The sequence below is a fragment of the Deltaproteobacteria bacterium genome (genome assembly GCA_016874755.1).
GTDB lineage: Bacteria > Desulfobacterota > Binatia > UBA9968 > UBA9968 > DP-20.
In genome coordinates, this window is the sequence record VGTH01000043.1 from 26,975 (window position 1) to 47,523 (window position 20,549).

The window sequence follows — 20,549 nt, forward strand, 5'->3', positions numbered from 1 at the left end:
TACGCATTTTGGCGAATAACCAGGGGATAGAGAAAATAGAGAGCATTTGGCTGATTGTATGTTAAGATCGACGCTCGCAGCATGAACGCGCGCCTTACATACCCAGCTGTTCCTGGCTCGCAGCTCCAAGCGGCGCCGCTTTGGCCAAGAGTTCTCTTGGTCGAAGACGTTGCGATTAGCCAGGTGTTGGCCGCCGAAACCCTCAAGGCGTTGGCGTGCGCGGTGGTTATCGTCGGCGACGGCGAGGCTGCGGTCGAGCGCGTGGCTCGGGAAAAATTCGATTTGATTCTCATGGATTGTGAGCTGCCAGGCATAGACGGTCTGGAAGCGGCGCAACTGATTCGCTGTGAGTTGCTTGCCGCCGGTTCAGCAAGCCCACCCATCATCGCTTTTACAGGCAATGACGAGCATGATTATCGACAGGGGTGTTTGTTGGCGGGGATGAGTGGCTTTCTCAATAAGCCGCTGAATCTGAGCGGGCTCAGCGAGATATTGCGGCACCATCTTCCAGGCTATGACTTACCCGATTCTCTACCTACAGCGGCCTTTCCGACGCAGCAGTCACTCGACGGCGCGCCGTTGACGTCGGAGCCGGTCATCGATCGCAAGGCTCTCGATGCCATCCGTGCCTTGCAGCGGCCGGATGCGCCGAATCTTGTTGCCCAAGTTATCAATAAGTTTTTCCTTCATGCGTCTAAGTTATTACATGACCTTGAACGAGCCCTACGGGACGGCGACGCGGCGGCTGTGAGAGACGCGGCACACGGCCTAAAGTCAAGCGCTGCCACAGTTGGTGCCATCGCCCTAGCGGCGCAGTCCCGGCGAATGGAGGCTGTGGCGCGACAGAACGATTTCGTGGCCGCAGGGCAATCTTTGGCTCAGCTGCTGATCGAGCACGACAAAGCCTTCAAAGCGTTAAACCGGGAATCCAACGAGCTTGAACGATGAGTAAGCCGTCGAAGGAGGAAAACCAGCCGCTGGTGCTCATCGCCGACGACGATCCGGCAATGTGCCTGCTGATGACCGAATCGTTGGAACGGGCCGGTTTTCGCACCGTCGAGGCGCACGACGGCAATGAGGCGTTGGCCGCGTTTCAGCGCCAGCAACCCGACGTGGTTGTCCTCGACGTCAAAATGCCGCAGCAGGACGGCTTTGCCGCCTGTGCCGCAATTCGCCAAAAACCTCGCGGCGAACATGTCCCGATCTTGATGGTTACCGGGCTGGACGATATCGATTCGATCAACCGCGCTTTCCAAGTGGGCGCCACCGACTTTGTTTCCAAGCCGATTAACTGGACGGTCCTGAGTCATCATGTGCGTTATCTTTACCGCGCCGGACGCGCCATGATCGAGCTGCGTCAAAGCCAAACCGATCTCAAACATCAAGCTGAACAGTTGGCACGCTCCAATCGCGATTTAGAACAGTTTGCATACGTGGCCTCGCACGATCTCCAAGAGCCGCTGCGCATGGTGTCGAGCTACGCAAAGATGCTGGCGAAACGCTACGACGGCAAGCTGGATAGCACCGCCGATGACTATATTGGCTTTGTTCTCGATGGCGCCGAGCGCATGCGCCAACTGATCCAGGATCTGTTGAAGTACAGCCGGGCCGGCACGAGCCCAGCGCCGCTGGGCCCGGTCAATGTGGCGACGGCGTTGAGCCAGACCTTGGAGGATCTCGACGTCGCTATTCAGAGCAGTCGCGCCACGGTCACTCACGACGAGCTGCCCATCGTGATGGCCAACGAAACCCAGATGAAACAGCTCCTGCAAAACTCGATCGGCAATGCCATAAAGTTTCACGGCGACAAGGCGCCGCAAATACACGTGTCAGCGGAACGCAAAGGATGCGAATGGCGATTTGCCGTGCGCGACAACGGTATCGGCGTCCCCGCCGAGTTTGCCGAGCGCATATTCGTCATGTTCCAACGCCTACATTCACGCGAGACCTACCCCGGCACCGGCATCGGGCTCTCGATCTGCAAGAAGATCGTCGATCACATGAACGGACGCATATGGGTGGAGCCCAACCCGGAGGGCGGCAGCTCGTTCTTTTTTACCATTCCGGCGTAAGCTTAGACCGGCAAAAAGTTCAGTATAGCCCGTCACAGTTCGTCGCGCTGCGCGCTGGAGGGCGGCGGCGGGTTGTCGGCGGCTTGATGCAATAACCGTAGCGAGGTTTCGATCATCGGCTGGTTCGCGTCGAGAAGGCTGGCGATTTCTTGTTGCCGGCCGGCTTTGGCCAGCTGCTGCAGTTCCGCATAACAGCGGCCGAGGGCTTGCGCGCCGAGGCCGAGGCTCGCGCCTTTGAGCGAATGGGCGGCGCGCGCCAGCGCGTCATCGACACCTGCCGCTTTTGACGCCCGCAACTGTGCGGCGAATGCTTCGACGCTGGCTGTTAATTCGCGCACCAGCTCTGGCAACGAACCGAAGGCGCCGGAGGAGCGCAGCATCGCTGAGACCTCTGCAAAGTGCTGCCAATCGATCAGGTCACCGCCGACGAGCTCCGCCGGCTTGTTGCTAGCGCCGCTGCCCTCGCTCCCATCGCCGCGCGCCGCGCCGGCGTCGCCGAGCGCGGTACGCAGCTGCGCCAAAGTAAGCGGTTTGCTGAGCAAACCGTTCATGCCGGCGGCGAGGTAAGTCTGCCGATCGGCCGGCAGCACATTGGCGCTAACCGCAATGATAAAGGGCGAAATCGGGTTGCCTCCCGACGCGCGAATGCGCCGCGTTGCCGCTAAACCGTCCATCTCCGGCATCTGAACGTCCATCAAAATCACGTCGTAAGCGTTTGCATTTAGGCGGTCGAGCACTTCGCGACCATTGCCGGCAAAATCCGCTCGCACACCCAGCTGGTCAAGCATTAACGAGAGCAAGCGCAGGTTGATCGCGTTGTCTTCAGCCACTAGAACACGAAGGTGGTCCAAGCGCTTGCGCTCGGAGCCCTTGATGGCCACCGGCGCCACCGCCAACGCTTGCGGCGTTGCGTTTGCGACACGAAGGGTGAAGCGAAACGTCGACCCCTTGCCCGGCGTGCTCTCCACGCCGATCGCTCCGCCCATCAGCTCCACCAGGCGCTTGCTAATGGCTAACCCAAGGCCAGTGCCGCCGTAGCGCCGTGCCGTGCTGGCGTCGACTTGATGAAACGGTTGAAACAGTTCACGCTGCGCAGCTTCGTCGATGCCGATGCCGGTATCGCGCACGGCGAATTCCAAAACCTCGCTATCGTGCACCGCGCGCGCAACCTGGACAAAGACTTCGCCGCGTTCGGTAAACTTGATCGCGTTGCCCACCAGATTGATGAGCACCTGCCGCAAGCGAGTCGCGTCGCCGACGATCGCTTGCGCTACCTCCGCCGCTATTCCGTAACGCAGCTCGACCTGCTTTTCCCTTGCGGAGGCGCCGACGATGCGAAACGCCGACCCGATGCAGTCAGCCAAATTGAAGGGGGCCAGCTCCAACACCATGTTGCCAGACTCGATCTTTGAGAAATCCAGAATATCGTTGATCACCGTCAACAAGCCGCTACCGCACAAACGAATGGTATCGACGTACTCCGACTGGTCAGTGCTTAGCGAGGTGCGCGAAAGCAGATCGCTCATGCCGATAACGCCATTTATTGGCGTGCGGATCTCATGGCTCATGTTGGCGAGGAAACTGGACTTGGCCTGGTTCGCGACGACCAATTCCGCCTCCCGCTGTTCGGCTTCGGCGCGATAACGGCGCTGCAGCGCTTCGCTGGCGGTGAGCTCGCCCATACGGCGCTCCACCTCCGCCGCCATGCGGCGAAAGTCCTCCGTCAGCGCGCCGACTTCATCCTGTCCGGCGGGAGCAAGGTCAATGTTGTAATTGCCGGCGTTGATCTGCCGGCTCGCTGCCGCCAGCTTGGCCAACGGCCGGGTCAAGAAAAACGCCACCGCCGCCAACAGCAGCGAAAACAAGAACAGGCAACCGACCCCGACAATCAGGGCGCGCTGCAACAGCTGGTCGCGCGCTTCGTCGATCACCGTGGCGTCAAGCCCAAATTTGAGTTGACCCAGGGGCTGGCCCGCTAGCTGAAGCGGCATGTCGAAGTCGAACCGCTTGCTGCCATTGACGCCAACGGAGGGCTGCGCCATTGCCACATTGGGCAAACCTTCCGAAGGCTGCCAGCCCTCGTAGGCGATGAAGCGCTGCGCGGTGTCGCACACGATCAGATAGGCGAAACCCTGCGCCGAGCGCGCCTCGCGCAGAATCGCCTGGACCGTGGCATAGTCGCGCTGTGCCATTGGCCCCGATAGGGCGGCGTTAAACATCGGCTGATCTTGTCTGACCCGTTCTTGGAACCGCTTGAGGACATAATCGTCGATCAACCGGACCGTGTTCCAGGTGAGCAGAGCGATTGCGGCGACAAGCACCAAGACACCCGACAAGACCAGCTTTGCGCGAAAGCTGAGTCGGTGCCACATAAAATGAAAGAACTATTTTGGGGCTGGCGCCAAACCGGCGCGCGTCGCCGCGACGAACGGATCGAGGGACTCCAATTCCGCGCGGGTCACTTCACGAATGTTGGCGAATCCCGAAAGCGCAAAAAATTTCTTGCCCTCACTGTCCTGCGGCAGCTTGAGCACCAGGGTTTGAATCCGGCGTTTTTCGGCGCTGTCGAGCTTCGGATTGAGCATCACGAGAAAGCCCGGCACTTTGGCGATCTCGGTAACGACCTTGAGCGACTTGCGGATGTCTTCGCCGATTTGGCGAAATTCGCCCAGGCTCATCATCGCCATCGGCGCCTCTCCTGAACGGATCATCGAACCTAAACTGTCATCGTTGTTGGCGCGCAGCATCTTGAAATCGCGCCCATCCTGCAAGCCCTGTTCGCGCAGCCATTGCAGGCCGCGTAAAACCACCAGCGACTGCGGATTGGCCACGGCCAAGGTTTTGCCACGCAATTGCTCCACTGAAGAGTTGCTGTTGTCGCTGCCGGCAATCAGCAATGCTGGGATGGCTGGTTCGTAAATCGCGATGGGTTCCCACTTCCCGTCCAACTGAGCGACTCGACCGAGATTGGCGGCGGTGACAATCATGTGATAATCGCCGCGCAGCGTCGCTTCGCCGAAAGCGCGCAGATCGGCGGCAGTGACAATCTCGACGCTGCGCTTCAACTCGCGCTCGAAATAGCTGCGCACCGGTTGGTAGTTTGCGAGAATCACCCGGGCGCTGACGTTGGGGAGCACCCCCAAAAGAAACGGCGTTTCCTGCGCCGCCACTCGGCCCGCGCCCAGCGTTAGGATCATGACGGCGAACACAATCCAATTGATCGCGAGCTTCCTCATGAATCGTCCCCTTTCCGGCTGCCATTATCGCGCACTCCTTAGGGCCTGGCAATGTTTTCAGCTCTTGCTTCTCGATCGGGTCTGGGCGATGACAGGAAACACGAAGGGAGAAACAACCCATGGCCGAAGATCTACAAACCCTCTTAGTTACCAAGGAAAGCGGCATTACTACCATCACGTTCAACCGCCCGGAAAAACGCAACGCCATGAGCCCGCAGCTACACCGCGAGATGTACCAGGTGCTAACCGAGCTGCGCTACGACAAAGAGACCCGCGTCGTCATCATCACCGGCGCCGGCGGCAACTTCTGCGCCGGCCAAGACTTGAAGCAATACGGCCTGGAGATGGAGTCCCAGCCCGAGTGGGTGAAAGATGAAGTCCGCGACAAGGTGCGCAAATGGCGCACAGAGCTATTGCGAAATCTGCCCCAGCCGGTGATCGCCAAGATCATGGGCTGGTGCCTCGGCGGAGCGCTCACCGTCACGGTCGGCTGCGACGTTGCGATCGCCTCCGACGACGCCAAGTTCTGTCTTCCCGAAGTCAACTTCGGCCATTTCCCCGCCGGCGAAACCACGCCGATTTTGTCCAACTACCTTCAGGCAAAGCACGGGCTCTACTACGCGCTCTCCGGCAAGATGATGTCGGCTCAAGAAGCCGAACGTATCGGCTTGGTTTCCAAGGTGGTGCCGAGCGCCGAACTGGACAAAGAAGTCGACGAATTCGCCAAAGTCCTTGCCGAAAAAAGCCCGCGGGCATTGAAAGCCGTCAAAGAGGCTTGGTATCTCAGCCGCAACGCCTCCCTCGATATCGGTTTTACGCTTTCTAATTTCATTTCCGAGCGCATCGTCCGAGAGCAAGGCGGCCGGCCGGGCTTGGAACAGTTCGTCCAGAAAAAGCTGCGCCCGGTTTCCGGCACGATGAAATTGGAAGAAGAGTGATTTTCATTGCTTTATTCGTTCGGCGAATTCGTCTAACGTAAGGGCGCAACGCTACGCTTTGGCTGCGCGCGGTAATTTTCCAAGGAGTGGACAGTTTCGATGGCGCTAAAACTGGTGCGGAGCAGCAACAAAGCTCCTGAGCAACCTAAAAAAGAAAAATCCCGCGGAGAATATCTCGTCGCTTGCCTGCGCGACGAACAGCACGATCCCAAATATACCGATTGGGAGCGCAACTTTATCGCCAGCGTCGCCAAACAGGTCGATCAAGGACGCAAGCTGAGCGAGCGGCAAATCGAAATCATCGAGCGCATTTGGGATAAGTAGATTGCCCACCCTTGCGGAACTAACCATGAGCCGATGGTCGCTCCTAGTCTTGCTGCTCGCGTGCGTGTGGTCGAGCGGCTGCAGCTATACGCTTAAAATGCATGCGCGCGACGGCGAGCAGTTGCACGGCCGCTACCGCCACGGGCGAGAAGGCCGCGGTTTGATACGAGTGGCGCGGCCTGACGGCGAAGTGTTGTTCGGAACCTTTTTCAAAGTCGACCGCACCACGTTTGTCGACGGCTACGAAAAAGCCTTCGGCCGGGGCTCCATCGAATGGGACGGTCCCGATCTATCGGCCGCGGGCAACGTCTTCTCAAGCTTGCTCGGCCACTCCTATGCAACCGGCGAGTCGGCAAGCGGCCAGCAATTCAACGCGCCCCCGGGGAAAGCTGCCACGGTGGTGAGCGGACCGCTATTCTTTTGGACGGCTTTTCTGGAGAGCGACCGGCGCACGAGTATGCGCTGCTACTTGATCGGCTCCGCCTACACCGGCAACGGCTTCGGCCGCTGCGTCAATCAGCAAGGGATGGAATACAGCGTCGAGTTCTAGCTGGCTTTCTTGCCCACTGCACAGTGAAACGGCTCGGTCATAAAGAAGCTGCCCTCAGCCTGAGCTTGAGCTATGGCAGCGCGCCATTCGACTAACTCATCCGCGCTCAACACACCTGCGATGCGATCCTGCATGTATTGTAAACGCTCCCCGCCGTGATGACTCGCCCACTGCGGCATCTTAGCGATGTTGCACAGCCCGGCGGCGTGCATGCGTCTATACAGACTCATGTCGGCACACCCTTCGGCATTGACATTGCCGCCCACCAGACCCGGCGCTTCGACTTTGTACTTCAGTGCCGCCGACAGCTGTAAATTGACCCAGCGCGGCATATCGATGGAGCGCACGACGTTCGCAACCCGGCCACCCGGCTTGGTAACTCGCGTCAATTCGGCGATCATGCGATCGGCGTCGCCCTCTTCCATGACGGTGCAGGCCATCGCGACGTCATAACTATTGTCGGCGAACGGCAACTTCTCAGCGTTGCCCTCTTGAAACTCGATCCACTGCGCCACGCCGTCGCGCTTGGCGAGAGCCGCTGCTTCGCGCATCAAGTAGCGATTGACGTCGGCGCCGACGATGCGATTCTGCCCCGCGGTTTTCTTGGCGAGCCGGCGCACGATCGCCCCCGGTCCACAGCCAATTTCAAGGATCGATTGCCCGGGCGCAAGCCCAATTTCCGCAATCAGCGTATCGATCACCCGCATGTAGCCGGACTGCGCCCGAGCTTCGAGATGGGCGACCATGCCCAAGTGCGGGCCGCTAAGCGTTATAGTGCAAAACTCGTCGCCCAGGCGCGCAATCAACGGATCCCATTGCGATGGCGACAGCGCCAGCGGCATGAGAACCAACGGCTGACCTTTGCCGTGAATGCTGTAAACGATCTCGGCAAACTCACCGGAACCTTTGGTCAGAGATGCCGGTTGCAATTTCGCGTGCAGGCCGATGATGAATTCGCTGATTGCCCGATCCACTTCTTCGCCGCGGTCCTTCGCTGCGTCCGCCCAGGACGGACTGAAGTAATCGCGCAGTGTGACGATCTTCGCTTGCGGCACATCCTTGGCGGCCCGCTGTGTCTCCTGAGCCGAGCGTCCCTTGTCGCCGCTAATACAGAGAACCGGCAAAGACTCAGACGAGAGCAGCCCGACGTTGATCCCCATCGGACAGAGCAGCGTCAGTGACGCGATAGACTCCGGCTGTTTCGCCACCAACCCTTGCCAATCGCGCGGCATGCACGCCGCCCAATGAGCGCGCTCGATACCAAGATGAGTGAGCAACTGCGTGAGGCGTTCTTCAAGTGGTAAGCTTTGCGTCATGATTCTTTGTTGGTTTCAAATGCCTATTGCCTATTATTCTCATCCACGCATGCCCGAATAACTATTCACCGTCGCATGCAAACTGCGCGCGTAGTCGGTGGCGGCCGGCACACTCATATCGAAGGCTTGACGCGCGTACTCTTTGGCCGCAAGGATCGCCGCCATCGGTCCTTTCTTGAAATGATCGACGAGAGTCGTGACCGATCCTTGCAGTTCACCTGCGGCAACTACGTTGCTGACCAACCCGAAGCTCAAAGCCTTATGGGCATCGATCTCCTGCGTCGAATAGATCATAAACGTCGCGGCCTTGCGCGGCATGCGATCGACCAACGCCGAGAAGGCAATCGTTGGCATGATCTTGTGCGCCATCTCGGGAAACGAAAAACGCGCTTTGTCACTCGCTAAAGTAATGTCGCACAGCGCTGCCAACGCGCAGCCTAACCCTGAGGCGCGGCCTTGCACGACGCCGATGATCGGCACTTTGGAATTGCGAAAGGCGCCGTAGAGATTGAAAATAATATCGGCCCGTTCACGCACCTGATAGGCTTCGAGCACCGGCCCGGCCTGCCCCATCGCCGCCCGTCCTAAGCAGAAGTCAGCGCCAGCGCCGCGAAAGACGATCGCCCGCGACTCTTTCGCCGCGGTGTTGAGCATCTCGGTGCATTGCGCCCAAGTGTCGTCGGACTGTTTGTTGCCGTCTTCAGGACGATTGAGTGTGATGGTTGTGATGTCACCGTCTTTTTGTTTGAGAATCGGGTCTGCCATAGGATTCTCCTCCGACTGAAGTGAACCGCTCTAACAAACAGGGCGGGTCTCAGACCCGCCCCTACAGTCTTTACTTGGCGCGCTCCGCGCCTCTGCGCGAGACATTCCGAACTAATGCCCCGCGTTTTCCCACACCGACAGCCCCGCGCGGCAGCACAGCCCGTCCTGTTCCGGCCGAGCCATTCCGGCAACGCCGATGGCACCGACAATGGTCACGCCGTTGATAATCGGCAGCGCGCCGACGGCAGGCAAAATCTTGCCGCGCGAAGCAATCGACAAGCTGCGCATCTGCGGGTCGCGTGCCTGCGCCGTTAGTGTCGCAGTGGCGACGTGCAGCGCGGCGGCCGTATAGGCTTTGTTAAATGCCAACTCGGCCGTCATCGGATCGGCCTTGTCCATCTTGCCGACGGCGATCGGCGCGCCCGCTTCATCGACGACAACCGCAGTCACCGCAGCGCCGACCATCTGCGCATATTCGTGCGCAGACTTGATCATCGCCCAGGCCGTCTCGAACGGCACTGGCCCGATGGCGGCCTTGTTCTGGCGGAAGAAAGCCGCGTTGACTTCAATGAAGTCGGTGTACTTCGCCGGGATATCGACGTCTTTGAAAATCGCATCCACCGGGCAGACAATCTCACACTGCTCGCAGTCGATGCAGACTTCGGGGTCTATATAGAATTGCGGCGCGCCGGGTTTGGTATGAATGCACGCCACCGGGCAAACTTCGACGCAAGCGCCGTCGTTGGTGCAGAGGTCGGTGATTACGTAGGGCATAGGTTCGCTTCGCTCAGGATGCAAAATTACAGATTCCAGATTTATTCACGCGATCAGCCGAGCCAATTTGGAATCTGTAATCTGGAATTTGGAATCGCACCGCGCGCCAGCGCCGCGCTAGTCGGCTTTCATCGGCATGTCTGTGTAGACCGCGTCGGCGACATAGATATTGGTTCCGAATTGTTGCGTCACTAATCTGCCGTTGCCATTCAGAGTTCCCATACCGGCTTTTCCAGCCATGGCGTCGAAATCGTGATCGCGCACAATTTTCGCTCGAAAGCCTAATTCGCGAATCCACGAGCTCAACACGAACGTGATAAACAAGCCGTTCTGCACTGGCATTTGGCCGCCGATGCCTTTGGCGCTCCGCGCGTCATAGTCGTCGCGCACCGCGCACAGGATGGCGAAGGGGAATTTTTCGGCGTTGTCCGGTGCGCCGTCACCGAGCGCAAGTATGCCGGTCCTCTCCGAACCGAAATACAGAGCCATGCCTTTGACGTGGCTCGCCGTGATCGCCGGCGTGTGCAGCTCGGTCTTCGTCGGAAAGACGTTGCCCGGCGGCGCCTTGCGAATGAGTTCAATGACCGTGTTGGTCATGTCAGCGGGCTGCGTGTTGACGAAAAAATCCCAGTAGGGATCGTCGCCGTGAGATTCTTTCGACCAGGGAAACTTGAAGGCCACTTACGGTTCCCGCTTAACGAAACGGTTGGTGTTTTCTTTGAGCGGCGCGTAGTAGCCGGTGCTGCCCGTAACGGCGCCGGAACCTGCCTTGTCATGGGACGCGGTGCAGCCGGCCACCGTGCAAGCGTGCTCGCCCGGCTTGATGCCCGAGTCATAACCCAGCCAGGTAACGCGAGCTGTGCGCGCCAATCCCCAGAATTTGTCATCGATCCATTTGAGAAATTTCACCACCAGCGGCCGCGCGCTGTAAGGAGAGTTGTGCAGCGACCAGGTAGCTAGATGGTGCCACCACACGTTCGGTTTGGTGTACGGGCAAACCGCGGCGCAGGTCAGGCAGCTGCCCCAGTAGTCGTGCACGTAAGGCCGCAGCTTATAACAGGTCAGCCAGTTGATCTTGTATTTTTCGACGCCGTTGTGGACGACCTTGTCGCCAACAGGGATGCTGTTGGTCGGACAGGTGTTGGCGCACTTGCGGCAGATCTTGCAGAAATCATCGACGCCGATGTCAATCGGTTCGTCGGCCTCGAGTGGCAGATCGGTGACAATCGGATCGGGCATGTGGACGCGTGCGCCGAACTCTTTACTGATGACCAGACCGTTGCGCCCCAGCTCACCGACACCCGACGCGATGCCCGCCGCCTGTGGCACCGCCACGCCGCGCAGTGCGTTGTAGCCCAACTCTTTGATGTAGCCTTCCAGGGCTTTGAGGATCATGTTCCCTTTGATCTGCGAGATGTGATACGCCGCGTCGCCGATCAGATGCCGATGTGCTTGCAGCTTGTTGTAATCCCAAGCCGTGGTGGCGACGACGATGTAAGGAAACCGGCGCGCCATGTCTTCGACAGAATCGCTCTGAAAATCATCTTTCGCCGTGCCGTCCTGGACGTAGCGACCCCCACCGGGTGCATAGAGATAGTTTGGATGGGTCTTGGCGATGCGGCAAATGTCGGCGCCCATGTACTTGGCGACCGCTTTGATATGGCGCGCCATCGCCTGCGGATCGTCGACGGAAACTTTCTGCGGATTGACTTTGCCCTTGGCTGCCTGGTTGACCACCGTGCTCAAGAAATGGCGCCGGTCGGCAAAGTGGTTCGGCGCCGACACCCGCGTCAGCGGATCTTTCGAGACCGTGTTGTGGTACCAGTTGAATAGCGGCTTGCCCAACTCGCCGCGCTGATTTTTCGGATGCGGCGATTGGTTCATGTCGACGTTTTCGAACTTGTCGACGATGCGCACCGTGCGGCCGAGATAGGGAGTGGCGAATTCCTTGCTGGAATCGGCTTTTATTTCCGGTTCGATTTTTTCTGCTTTGGACATGAGTCCTCCAGAGAAAATTGTGAATTATGAAAACGGAAGGATGAAGGAAAGCAGAAACGCGGAAAACGGAAAGCGGAAATATTCACTCGGAGTTGGGCGACCTCCGAAGTTTCCGCTTTCCGCGTTTCCGCTTTCATAATTCATAATTCATCATTGATAACTCGCCAGCGCCACTTCGGCGCATTTTTGATCCTGATCGTCGGTGCCGCCCGATACGGCGATGGCACCGACGACGTTGCCGCCCTCGACAACGGGTACGGCACCGCCGCCGGGCATGACCTTGCCGCTGCTTGAAACGACCAGACTTTGAAACCATGCTTGATTGGCAACGTTGGAGAGATCTTTGGTCGGCTGCTGAAAACTCGCCGCGGTGTAGGCTTTGTTGAGCGCGATTTCCACCGTAATCGGCCGCGCCTTGTCCATGCGCCCCAGCGCGATCATGCGTCCGCTTTGATCGACCACCACCGCTGTGACGGCGATCTCCAACTGCGCCGCCTGCGCGTGCGCGCTGCGCACCATTTGAATCGCTTTTTCTCCAGGGATAGCCATGTCGAAGTCGCTGCCTCGTCAGGCCCTATGATGACCCCTACTAAGCCAGAAACGCTTAGAAACGGCAAGGGAAACGCAGGATGCAAAAGGATCAAAACGGAAACCTGAGGCTCCAAACGCTGGCCCAATAGCGGCCAGGTCAACCCCAGAGCGAAAACGCGAACCCCGGAACTCGAAACCCGAAACCGCGCGCCGTCTAGCCGCGCTTGGCTTGCAGCGCCTGCCACACCTTCGGCGGCGTCAGCGGCAAGTCCTGAATGCGCACGCCGACGGCGCGCGATACCGCGTTCGCCACGGCCGATGCCACCGGCAAGAGCCCACCTTCACCGATGCCCTTCGAACCAAACGGCCCCGGTCCGTTGCCGTTCTCTAACAGGATGGTTTGCAGTTTCTCAGGGACATCCTCAAACGTCGGCACGCGATAATCGACCAGGTTGCCGTTGAGCAGCTGGCCGTCTTCGTAGTGCATCTCTTCGAGCAGCGTGTGGCCGATACCGAACATCACGGCGCCTTCGTCCTGGCCTTCACATTGTTCGGGATTGATGGCTTTGCCAGCGTCGCAAGCAGAAACATACTTGAGCAGCTTCACCGTGCCGGTGTCCGGATCGACTTCGACTTCGGCACCGCCCCAACCGACTTCCCAAAACGTCGTCGTCGAACCCAGCACTGCTTTCGTGCTGCGTTTGTCTTTGTAGAGGCCCTTGCCGATGATCTCGCCGGCTTTGCTGCCAAAGAAATCAACGATGATCTTACTGTAGGGGATCGCCTGCTCGCTCGCCGTAATCACGTGGCCGTCGCGCAGCATCAGCTTTTCCGGTTTTTGCTTAAGCACTTTGGCGGCGCATTGGAGCAACTGCTTTTTGGCATCCTGGGCCGCGCGCAGCACCGCCGTGCCCATGACCACCATCGAGCTACTCGCGCTGGTGGAAATATCGTAGGGCGTGACATCGGTATCGAGCTGCGCCACACCGATTTGGTCCATAGGCATTGCCAGCTCTTCGGCGACCACTTGACTAAGAGCGGTGCGGGGCCCCTGCCCCACTTCGACCGTGCCGGTGAGCAGCATGACGCTGCCGTCGGACGACATCTTGACGGTCGCGCCGGCGACTTTATACGTGCCGCCGGCGTCTTTGATACAGCAACTTAGACCTTTGGCGCGATTGGGCTGGGAGCTTTTCTTGTTCCATTCGATGGCGTCGGCGACTTTGAGCAACCCTTCTTTTAAATCGCAATCGAGTGGCGTGTCGCCTTTCGTGTAAAGGTCGCCTTTCTTCATGAGATTCTTCAAGCGAAACTCGAGCGGATCGATGCCCAAACGATCGGCCATCATGTCCATCTGCGACTCATAAGCCCACGTGACTTGCAGTGCGCCGAAACCGCGAAACGCTCCAGCGGGGACGACGTTGGTGTAAACACCATAGGCTTCGACTTTGGCGTAAGGGATTTTGTAAGGACCCAGCGAACGGTAGCACGCCTTCTGTGTGACGCGCGGGCCCGCGTCGGCGTAGGCGCCAGTGTCCATGTAAACCTGACACTCACGCGCAACCAGCTTGCCGTCTTTCGTCACGCCGGTCTTGACGGTGACCCGCGACGGATGGCGCGTGACGGTCTTAAAGCTTTCGTTGACCGAGAGCTGCAACTTCACCGGTCGGCGCGTCATCCAGCTCAGCGCCGCGGAAATCGGCTCGGCTTTGACATAAAGCTTGCCGCCGTAGCCGCCGCCGACGTAGGGGACAATCACACGAATGCGGCTGCAGGGCAGGCGAAAAATTCCCGACAGATGATCGCGCAGCGTAAACGGATCCTGGCACGACGCCCACACCGTGAGCTTCTCGCCATCGTAGTAGGCAACGTTATTGTGAGCCTCCAGCGAATAGTGCTGGACTTTTTGAAAACGAAAGGTGTCTTCGAAAATATGATCGGCTTTGGCAAAACCTTTGTCGACGTCCTCACGGCCAAAGGTCAAGTAATAGCAAATATTGGTGCCGTTAAAGCGCTCCGGCGCGCCGTAGGTCGAGCCGCGCAGCTCGGCGCGCGCAACGCCGCCCTCATGGACTTGCATGGCACCCGGCGCGGTGGCTTCTTCAATATTGGTTACCTTTGGCAACTCGTCATATTCGACTTCGATCAACTCCAGCGCGGCTTCGGCGATGTCAGGATCCTCCGCCAGCACCGCAGCGACCGGATCGCCGACGTAGCGCACTTTGTCGACGGCGACGATCGACTGGTCTTTATAGGTCGCGCCATATTTGAAATTGAACTGCTTGATGTCGTCGCGCGTCAGTGTCGCAATCACGCCGGGCAATTGCTTTGCCTTGGAGGCATCGACTTTGACGAGTCGAGCATGTGCCACCGGGCTACGCAAAATCTTGGCATAGGCCATTCCCGGCAGCCGCACATCGACAGTGTATGCCGCTTTGCCCGTAACTTTTTCGATGCTATCGACGCGATGCGCGCTGGTGCCGGCGATCTTAAATGCGTGCGAGGTTTTCATAGGGCTCTTTTAAATAAAAAAAGGCCACGGCGAAGAGGAGAACATCGCCGTGGCCGGAATCGTTAATTTACTTACGAATCTTCGGGCTGTCTTTTTCCGGGAAATATTTGTCACAGTACGGGCAATGGAAATCCATCCCCGATCCCAGCATATGGGGATTGACGACAAACACCTTCTTGCAAGACGGACAGGTTACTTCGACTGCTTGACCCATGGTTCACCCCTCTTAAGAATTTTGGATTTTGGATTTGCGATTTTGGATTGTTGGATCGGAATTTCGGAATTCACCACGAAGACACGAAGGACGCGAAATTCGGAAAATAAGATTTTCTTTATTCTTTTCTTCGTGCTCTTCGTGTCTTCGTGGTGAGTCTTTCTTCTCTTCCTACGCCCAGTATGTCGTGCGGTCCATCGGGATGTGCTGCAGCACTTCACCCGGGACGTAGTCTTCCAACTTGATGCGCGCCATCGCTTCGTCGGGGCACTTGGACACCGGCGAGAACGGCCGGTCGGTCGGCCGAGTGGCGTCGACGATCATGCCCGAGGTCTTGATCTCGTCGCGCAGCGACGGATCCAAGAAGTTGCCGCGGAACAGCGGCTTCAAGATATTCACTTGCAGGTGCGGTTGCACGCGCGTCGCGATGGCCCAGAGAATGTCGGTCGGGTTGAACACGTCGATGTCTTCGTCAAACACGAACACGTTCTTGGTATGGTCGAAGGTCAACGCCGCGGCGGCGGCGCGCGCCGGATCGCCTTCGGAGAGTTTTTTCATCGAGATGAAAACATTGTAGTGCGCGTGGCGACCCTGCTTGCAGACCGCGGTGACGCCGGGCACCGCCTCGCGGCAGCGGCGCAGGTAGGCACCTTCGCGCGGCAGGTCCATCCAGGGCTTGTCGCCTTCCGGCGTGATGACCGATTGGTACATCGCCCCGTTGCGATAGTTGATCGCTTTGACTTCGTAATGCACGCAGGTGGTGTAGCGCTGCGGCCCCAAATAGCCCGGCGCTTCGCCGAACGGTCCTTCGACCACGCGGCCGCCTGGTTTAAGCACACCTTCGATGACGACTTCAGCGTCGGCGGGAATGAGCAGATCGTCGCCAAAAGTCTCCGAGGCGACCAAGCGCAGCGGTTCGCCAAGGTAGCCGCCGATAACGTCGTACTCGCTGACTTCAAACGGCCCGCTGTAGCAGGCGCCCATGTGAAACGCTGGATGATGGCCAAGCACGGTGGCGACGGGCATTTCCAGGCCGGCGTCCTCGTGGTCTTTGAAAATCTTCCACAGGTGGCGCGGCGAAGCGTAGAGCGCCGTCGAGTTCTTCGATTTCACTTCCATGCGGTGATACGACAGGTTGTAGATGCCCGACTTGCGGTCCTTGGTGATGGTCGACAAGACGATATACGGTCCACCGTCCATTTCGTGGTGGCGCATGATCGGAATCTGGTACATGTCGACGTCTTTGCCGACCATGGTGTTTTCTTTCACCGGCGCGTCTTTCCTCTGTATTATCGTCGGCGGCACGCGGTGCTCTTCCATCTCCAAACATTTTTCCGCCATCTCCGGCCGGGTCGCGTTGCGCGGCATGCCTAACGCGATCTGCGTCTTAGCCTGCGAGATCTCGCAGTTCATCGTCAACTTGATCGGGCCGACTTTGCCATTCAGGTTTAACGGCTTATCGAAGATGATGATCGGAAACCGCTTCTGCGCCCCGAGATGTTTGATAATCGCCGTGACATCGTAGTTGGCCGGGTTCACCTCTTTCGTGATGTGGATCACCTCGCCTGGCAGCTCGCGCTCACACTGCGCGATAAACGTTCTTAAATCCTTCGCCATGTATCTGGCCTCCTAGCTAAGTTATGAAAAATTTTATGCAAAAATCTTTATCGGATGGTCCAAACATTGTCAACGAAGCGGCGCCGTGGCCGCCGCGGTTTCGAGTTGAAGACCCGAGCTGATTTCGCGGACCTTGACAGACTATTCAAATACGACGGTTCGGTTACCGTGCAGAAATACACGTTCCTCTAAAACCAGCTTGACCGCCCTCGCCAGCACGATTTTCTCCACGTCCCTGCCCGCCTGGGCCATCGCGGCAGCCGTATAGGCATGATTCACCGGGATAACGTTCTGCGCAATGATCGGCCCGGTGTCGAGGTCGTCGGTAACGATGTGCGCCGTGGCGCCGATGATTTTCACGCCGCGTTGATAGGCCTGGTGATAGGGCTTGGCGCCGATGAACGCCGGTAGGAACGAATGGTGGATGTTGATGATGCGGTTACGGTAGCGTGCCACGAACGACGGCGTCAAAATACGCATGAATTTCGCGAGCACGATGTATTCAGGGCGATAACCTTCGATCACTTCCGCAATGCGTTTTTCGTGCTCGGGTCGATCGATGTCTTTGTGACTGACGCAGTGAAACGGGATGCCAAACGGCTTAACCAGCGCGCCAAGAGTCTCGTGATTGGCGATCACAGCCTTAATCTCCCCCGGTAGCTCACCAGAGAAGTGGCGGATCAAAAGATCGCCGAGACAGTGCGCTTCGGAAGTCGCGAGAATTACGATCGGCTGGCGCTCCTGCGACACCAGCTTGACCACGGAATCCTGCGGCAAAATCTGCTCTAAATAAGACACCACACGGTCGGGCGCGGTTGGCCCCTCGAACGCCGTCCGCATAAAGAAACGCTTCGCCTCTAGATCAACAAACTCCTGATTATCAAGAATATTGTAGCCGGCGTTAAAGAGCACGCCGGTGATTTTGTGAACCAGGCCCTGCTCATCAGGGCAATCAATGCGGAGGATATGGGGCGGCACGAAATGAGGCTCCAATCAAAACTTTTGATCGAATCGATTATCGCACAGGATTTGTGAGATATGAAACAACAGGCCGCCTGAGTTCTCGCATCACAGCCTTATTTCGCACCGGATATTTGAGAACGGCTTCTTTGCCAGGTGGCCAATCTCGAGGAACAGAACCTGAGGTTATTATACTTGAATAAACATTGAGAGGCGCGCAACCCCTCCCCTAGACGACCCCTTCACGCATGCCGGCGTTCGTTCGGCTTAACAACCGTGCCATTCAATGCCTTGCCGCGCCGTTTTCCGCGAGCCCAAACAACCGCATTGCGTTCTCACCCAGCACTTTCTCTTTGTCGACATCCGACAGAGATTTCATTTGTTTAATCACTTGCACTGTGCGCGGCCAGGTAGCCACGGCATCACCGTGGTCGAAGTCGCTGCCGATGATGATGTTGTGATTGGGCCAGCCGTTGACGGTGTCGGCGACATAGGTCTCCCAGGCGACACAGGCGATGTAAAACTGGTCGAAATACTCGCTCGGTTTTTTCTTGATGGCTTCTTTGCCTTCGAAGAATTGCTGCACCGCCACCGAGATCGTCGCATCGTTCGGCGTGTGGGCGTCGAGGGTGTGCATCAGCCACGGCACCCAGCCGATGCCACCTTCGAAGAAACCGAACTTCAAAGTCGGGAAGCGATCGAGCACACGACCGAAGATCAGGCGCGCCGCGCTGACCATATAGGTTAGCGGGAATCCTAACGCGGTTGGAAAATGTTGATAGCCCTGGTAGCGCTCCGAGCCTACGAGCCACGGATGGCTGTGTTGGGCTTCGAACACCCGCGCGGCCGGATGAAGTAGGATCGGAATGTTAAGATCGGCAATCTCTTCATAAAGCGGATACAGCACTTCGTTGTCGAGATCGCCGTCGCCCCAGCCACCGTTGAACTTAACCGCCTTCATGCCCAGCTCTTTGACCGCTCGTCGCAGCTCTTTGACCGATTCTTTGATATCCGGCAGATAAATCCACGCACAGCCGATAAAACGATTGTCGCCCTGGATATCTTCGGCCGCCGTATCGTTGTACGCGCGCGCCAACTGCCGACCCAGCTCCGGATCGCACTCATAAATCAACGGCCGGTTGTCAGGAATCAAAACCTGGACATCGAAACCGTCTTTCTTCATAAACTCGGCGCGCAGCGGAATGCTCCAACGCCCTTCTTTGAACGAATGAACCTTCTTGCCATCGCGATAATACGTCGCCACTTTGCCCGGCACCACTTCGCCGTAGCGCACCATGTCGCCCTTGTCTTCGACGACTTCGACATGTCCCTTACCAGGGTGCTTAACCTTGTCGATAAAACGTAGCGGCCAATAGTGGCTGTCGCCGTCGATGTACATGGGAACCTCCGAACGGAACGTCTAGCGTCCAGCGTCTTGTGTTTAGCGTGGGGACCGAACGAAAACGCCAGACCCCAAACGCTAGACGCTCATTTCACGCCATACCGATTCAGCACTTCGTCAATAAATCCGCTCTGATCGAGCCGTTTCATGATGCGATCGTCGATCAAGTTTTCGGGCTTGACGTTTTCGACTTTCGGGTTGCTGCGCTTCATCAGACGGATCACGTTGGTCGCGCCGGCGGGATTGGCATAAGGCCTACGATCGAGACCGCTCACCATGTCGCGGTAGCCTTCCTCGGCGTCTTTCTCCGAAACGCGCAAATACTTTTGTAGGATCTTGAGGGTGTTAGGCTTTTCCTTGGCCGACAAGCAAAATGCCGCGCCTTCGATCACCGACTTGATGACGTTCTCCACCATTTGTGGATTTTTCTGAATATAGGGGTCGCGTGCAACGATGGACGAGCTCAAGATAGGCAGATTGAGCTTGCCCAAATCGGCTAGAATGTTCAGCCCCTTAGCCGCCAAGGGTCGCGCCTGCACGCCGTCGAGGACGGTCGCGTCCACCGTGCCTTGGGCCACGGCTTGAGCCAACACCGATTGATCGCCCGCGGCGATAATCGCGATCTTGTCACGATCGGGATCGAGGCCGAGATGTTCGAGTGCCAGAATCGCGCCCATCCATACCGTGCCGCCGATAGCCTGGACGCCAAACTTCTTGCCGCGCAGGTCCTCCGCCGTCTTGATGTTGGGCCGCGCCACCACTTCATAGGTGACCCGATTGGTCAGCGCCGAGAGCACCTTCAAGTCCGAACCTGAAGCCACCGCGCCGATGACCGCGGTGCCGCCGGTGTAACCTACTTCGATTTCGTTGGACGCCATCGCGGAAACCAAAGTCGGCGCGCCACGCACAAACAACGGCTCCGCATCGAAGCCGTATTTGGTGAACAAGCCGCGCTCCTTGGGCGCCCAAAGCGGGCAGACCCGCGCATTCATGGCGGCGTAGGCGATAACGAGTTTCTTGCCGGGGGCCGCTGCGGCGGATGCTTCCTTGCGAAAGCTCAGAAGGCTCAAAATTAAAAGCAAAACTACTGACAGATTCAACATACGTTCTCCTCTTCCGTCATGCCGGCGTAGGCCGAAATCCACTTTGTCATCGTGCAACATGAGCCATGTGTGGATGCCGGCCTTACCCGGCATGACGGATGATACTCGACACCAATAATCTTCCTAGCCCGAATTATGCATGCGACGAGGAAAACCCATGACACTGTGTCGATCGAAGTGGAACTCTGGAGGAGCGAAGGCATCAGCGCAGATCGTTCGGTTTGATTCGCCGATGCT

Annotated in this window: 18 protein-coding genes; 5 read left to right on the forward strand and 13 right to left on the reverse strand. The window is 58.0% G+C overall.

Annotated elements, in window-relative coordinates:
• Positions 1–81: 81 nt before the first annotated feature.
• The gene (locus FJ145_21190) at positions 82–948 is read left to right on the forward strand and encodes a response regulator (GenBank protein MBM4263921.1); all 867 of its coding nucleotides are present in this window, start codon (positions 82–84) and stop codon (positions 946–948) included.
• Positions 945–2,072: a response regulator gene (locus FJ145_21195; GenBank protein MBM4263922.1), complete on the forward strand. Its 1,128-nt coding sequence runs from the start codon at positions 945–947 to the stop codon at positions 2,070–2,072. The genes FJ145_21190 and FJ145_21195 overlap by 4 nt, the downstream gene beginning before the upstream one ends.
• Before the next feature lie 32 nt (positions 2,073–2,104).
• Here the strand turns inward: FJ145_21195 and FJ145_21200 are convergent, their stop codons facing one another.
• Entirely contained in the window at positions 2,105–4,444 is a 2,340-nt protein-coding gene (locus tag FJ145_21200) for a response regulator (GenBank protein ID MBM4263923.1), read from the reverse strand.
• A gap of 12 nt (positions 4,445–4,456) precedes the next feature.
• Positions 4,457–5,308 (reverse strand): phosphate/phosphite/phosphonate ABC transporter substrate-binding protein, encoded by an 852-nt coding sequence (locus tag FJ145_21205; protein MBM4263924.1) that lies wholly within the window; start codon positions 5,306–5,308, stop codon positions 4,457–4,459.
• Positions 5,309–5,427: 119 nt separating this feature from the next.
• Between FJ145_21205 and FJ145_21210 the strand changes: the two genes are divergently transcribed.
• The 3 genes from FJ145_21210 to FJ145_21220 all read left to right on the forward strand — a co-directional run bounded on the left by FJ145_21210 (position 5,428) and on the right by FJ145_21220 (position 7,120).
• Complete coding sequence (locus tag FJ145_21210) at positions 5,428–6,246, forward strand: p-hydroxycinnamoyl CoA hydratase/lyase (GenBank protein ID MBM4263925.1); 819 nt, start codon at positions 5,428–5,430, stop codon at positions 6,244–6,246.
• Positions 6,247–6,345: 99 nt separating this feature from the next.
• Positions 6,346–6,570: a hypothetical protein gene (locus tag FJ145_21215; GenBank protein ID MBM4263926.1), complete on the forward strand. Its 225-nt coding sequence runs from the start codon at positions 6,346–6,348 to the stop codon at positions 6,568–6,570.
• Between the two features lie 25 nt (positions 6,571–6,595).
• Positions 6,596–7,120 carry a hypothetical protein gene (locus FJ145_21220; protein MBM4263927.1) on the forward strand — a complete coding sequence of 175 codons (525 nt, stop codon included), beginning with the start codon at positions 6,596–6,598 and terminating at the stop codon, positions 7,118–7,120.
• On the opposite strand, the gene FJ145_21225 is transcribed toward FJ145_21220, so the two are convergent.
• The 11 genes from FJ145_21225 to FJ145_21275 all read right to left on the reverse strand — a co-directional run bounded on the left by FJ145_21225 (position 7,117) and on the right by FJ145_21275 (position 20,405).
• On the reverse strand, positions 7,117–8,436 hold the full coding sequence (locus FJ145_21225; protein MBM4263928.1) for a methyltransferase domain-containing protein: 1,320 nt from the start codon (positions 8,434–8,436) through the stop codon (positions 7,117–7,119). The two genes, FJ145_21220 and FJ145_21225, sit on opposite strands and share 4 nt — an antisense overlap.
• A gap of 39 nt (positions 8,437–8,475) precedes the next feature.
• Positions 8,476–9,201, reverse strand: a complete 726-nt coding sequence (locus FJ145_21230) for an enoyl-CoA hydratase/isomerase family protein (GenBank protein MBM4263929.1) — start codon at positions 9,199–9,201, stop codon at positions 8,476–8,478.
• 111 nt (positions 9,202–9,312) lie between these two features.
• Positions 9,313–9,975, reverse strand: a complete 663-nt coding sequence (locus FJ145_21235; protein ID MBM4263930.1) for a 4Fe-4S dicluster domain-containing protein — start codon at positions 9,973–9,975, stop codon at positions 9,313–9,315.
• A gap of 117 nt (positions 9,976–10,092) precedes the next feature.
• Positions 10,093–10,656, reverse strand: a complete 564-nt coding sequence (locus FJ145_21240) for a hypothetical protein (GenBank protein MBM4263931.1) — start codon at positions 10,654–10,656, stop codon at positions 10,093–10,095.
• Complete coding sequence (locus FJ145_21245; GenBank protein MBM4263932.1) at positions 10,657–11,973, reverse strand: 4Fe-4S dicluster domain-containing protein; 1,317 nt, start codon at positions 11,971–11,973, stop codon at positions 10,657–10,659.
• Between the two features lie 150 nt (positions 11,974–12,123).
• Positions 12,124–12,522: a heme-binding protein gene (locus FJ145_21250; GenBank protein MBM4263933.1), complete on the reverse strand. Its 399-nt coding sequence runs from the start codon at positions 12,520–12,522 to the stop codon at positions 12,124–12,126.
• Between the two features lie 196 nt (positions 12,523–12,718).
• Positions 12,719–15,016 (reverse strand): xanthine dehydrogenase family protein molybdopterin-binding subunit, encoded by a 2,298-nt coding sequence (locus tag FJ145_21255; GenBank protein MBM4263934.1) that lies wholly within the window; start codon positions 15,014–15,016, stop codon positions 12,719–12,721.
• 385 nt (positions 15,017–15,401) lie between these two features.
• Complete coding sequence (locus FJ145_21260; GenBank protein MBM4263935.1) at positions 15,402–16,847, reverse strand: UbiD family decarboxylase; 1,446 nt, start codon at positions 16,845–16,847, stop codon at positions 15,402–15,404.
• A 141-nt stretch (positions 16,848–16,988) separates the two neighbouring features.
• Entirely contained in the window at positions 16,989–17,825 is an 837-nt protein-coding gene (purU, locus tag FJ145_21265) for a formyltetrahydrofolate deformylase (protein MBM4263936.1), read from the reverse strand.
• 265 nt (positions 17,826–18,090) lie between these two features.
• Complete coding sequence (locus tag FJ145_21270; GenBank protein MBM4263937.1) at positions 18,091–19,206, reverse strand: hypothetical protein; 1,116 nt, start codon at positions 19,204–19,206, stop codon at positions 18,091–18,093.
• Positions 19,207–19,295: 89 nt separating this feature from the next.
• On the reverse strand, positions 19,296–20,405 hold the full coding sequence (locus FJ145_21275) for an ABC transporter substrate-binding protein (protein ID MBM4263938.1): 1,110 nt from the start codon (positions 20,403–20,405) through the stop codon (positions 19,296–19,298).
• Positions 20,406–20,549: the final 144 nt, after the last annotated feature.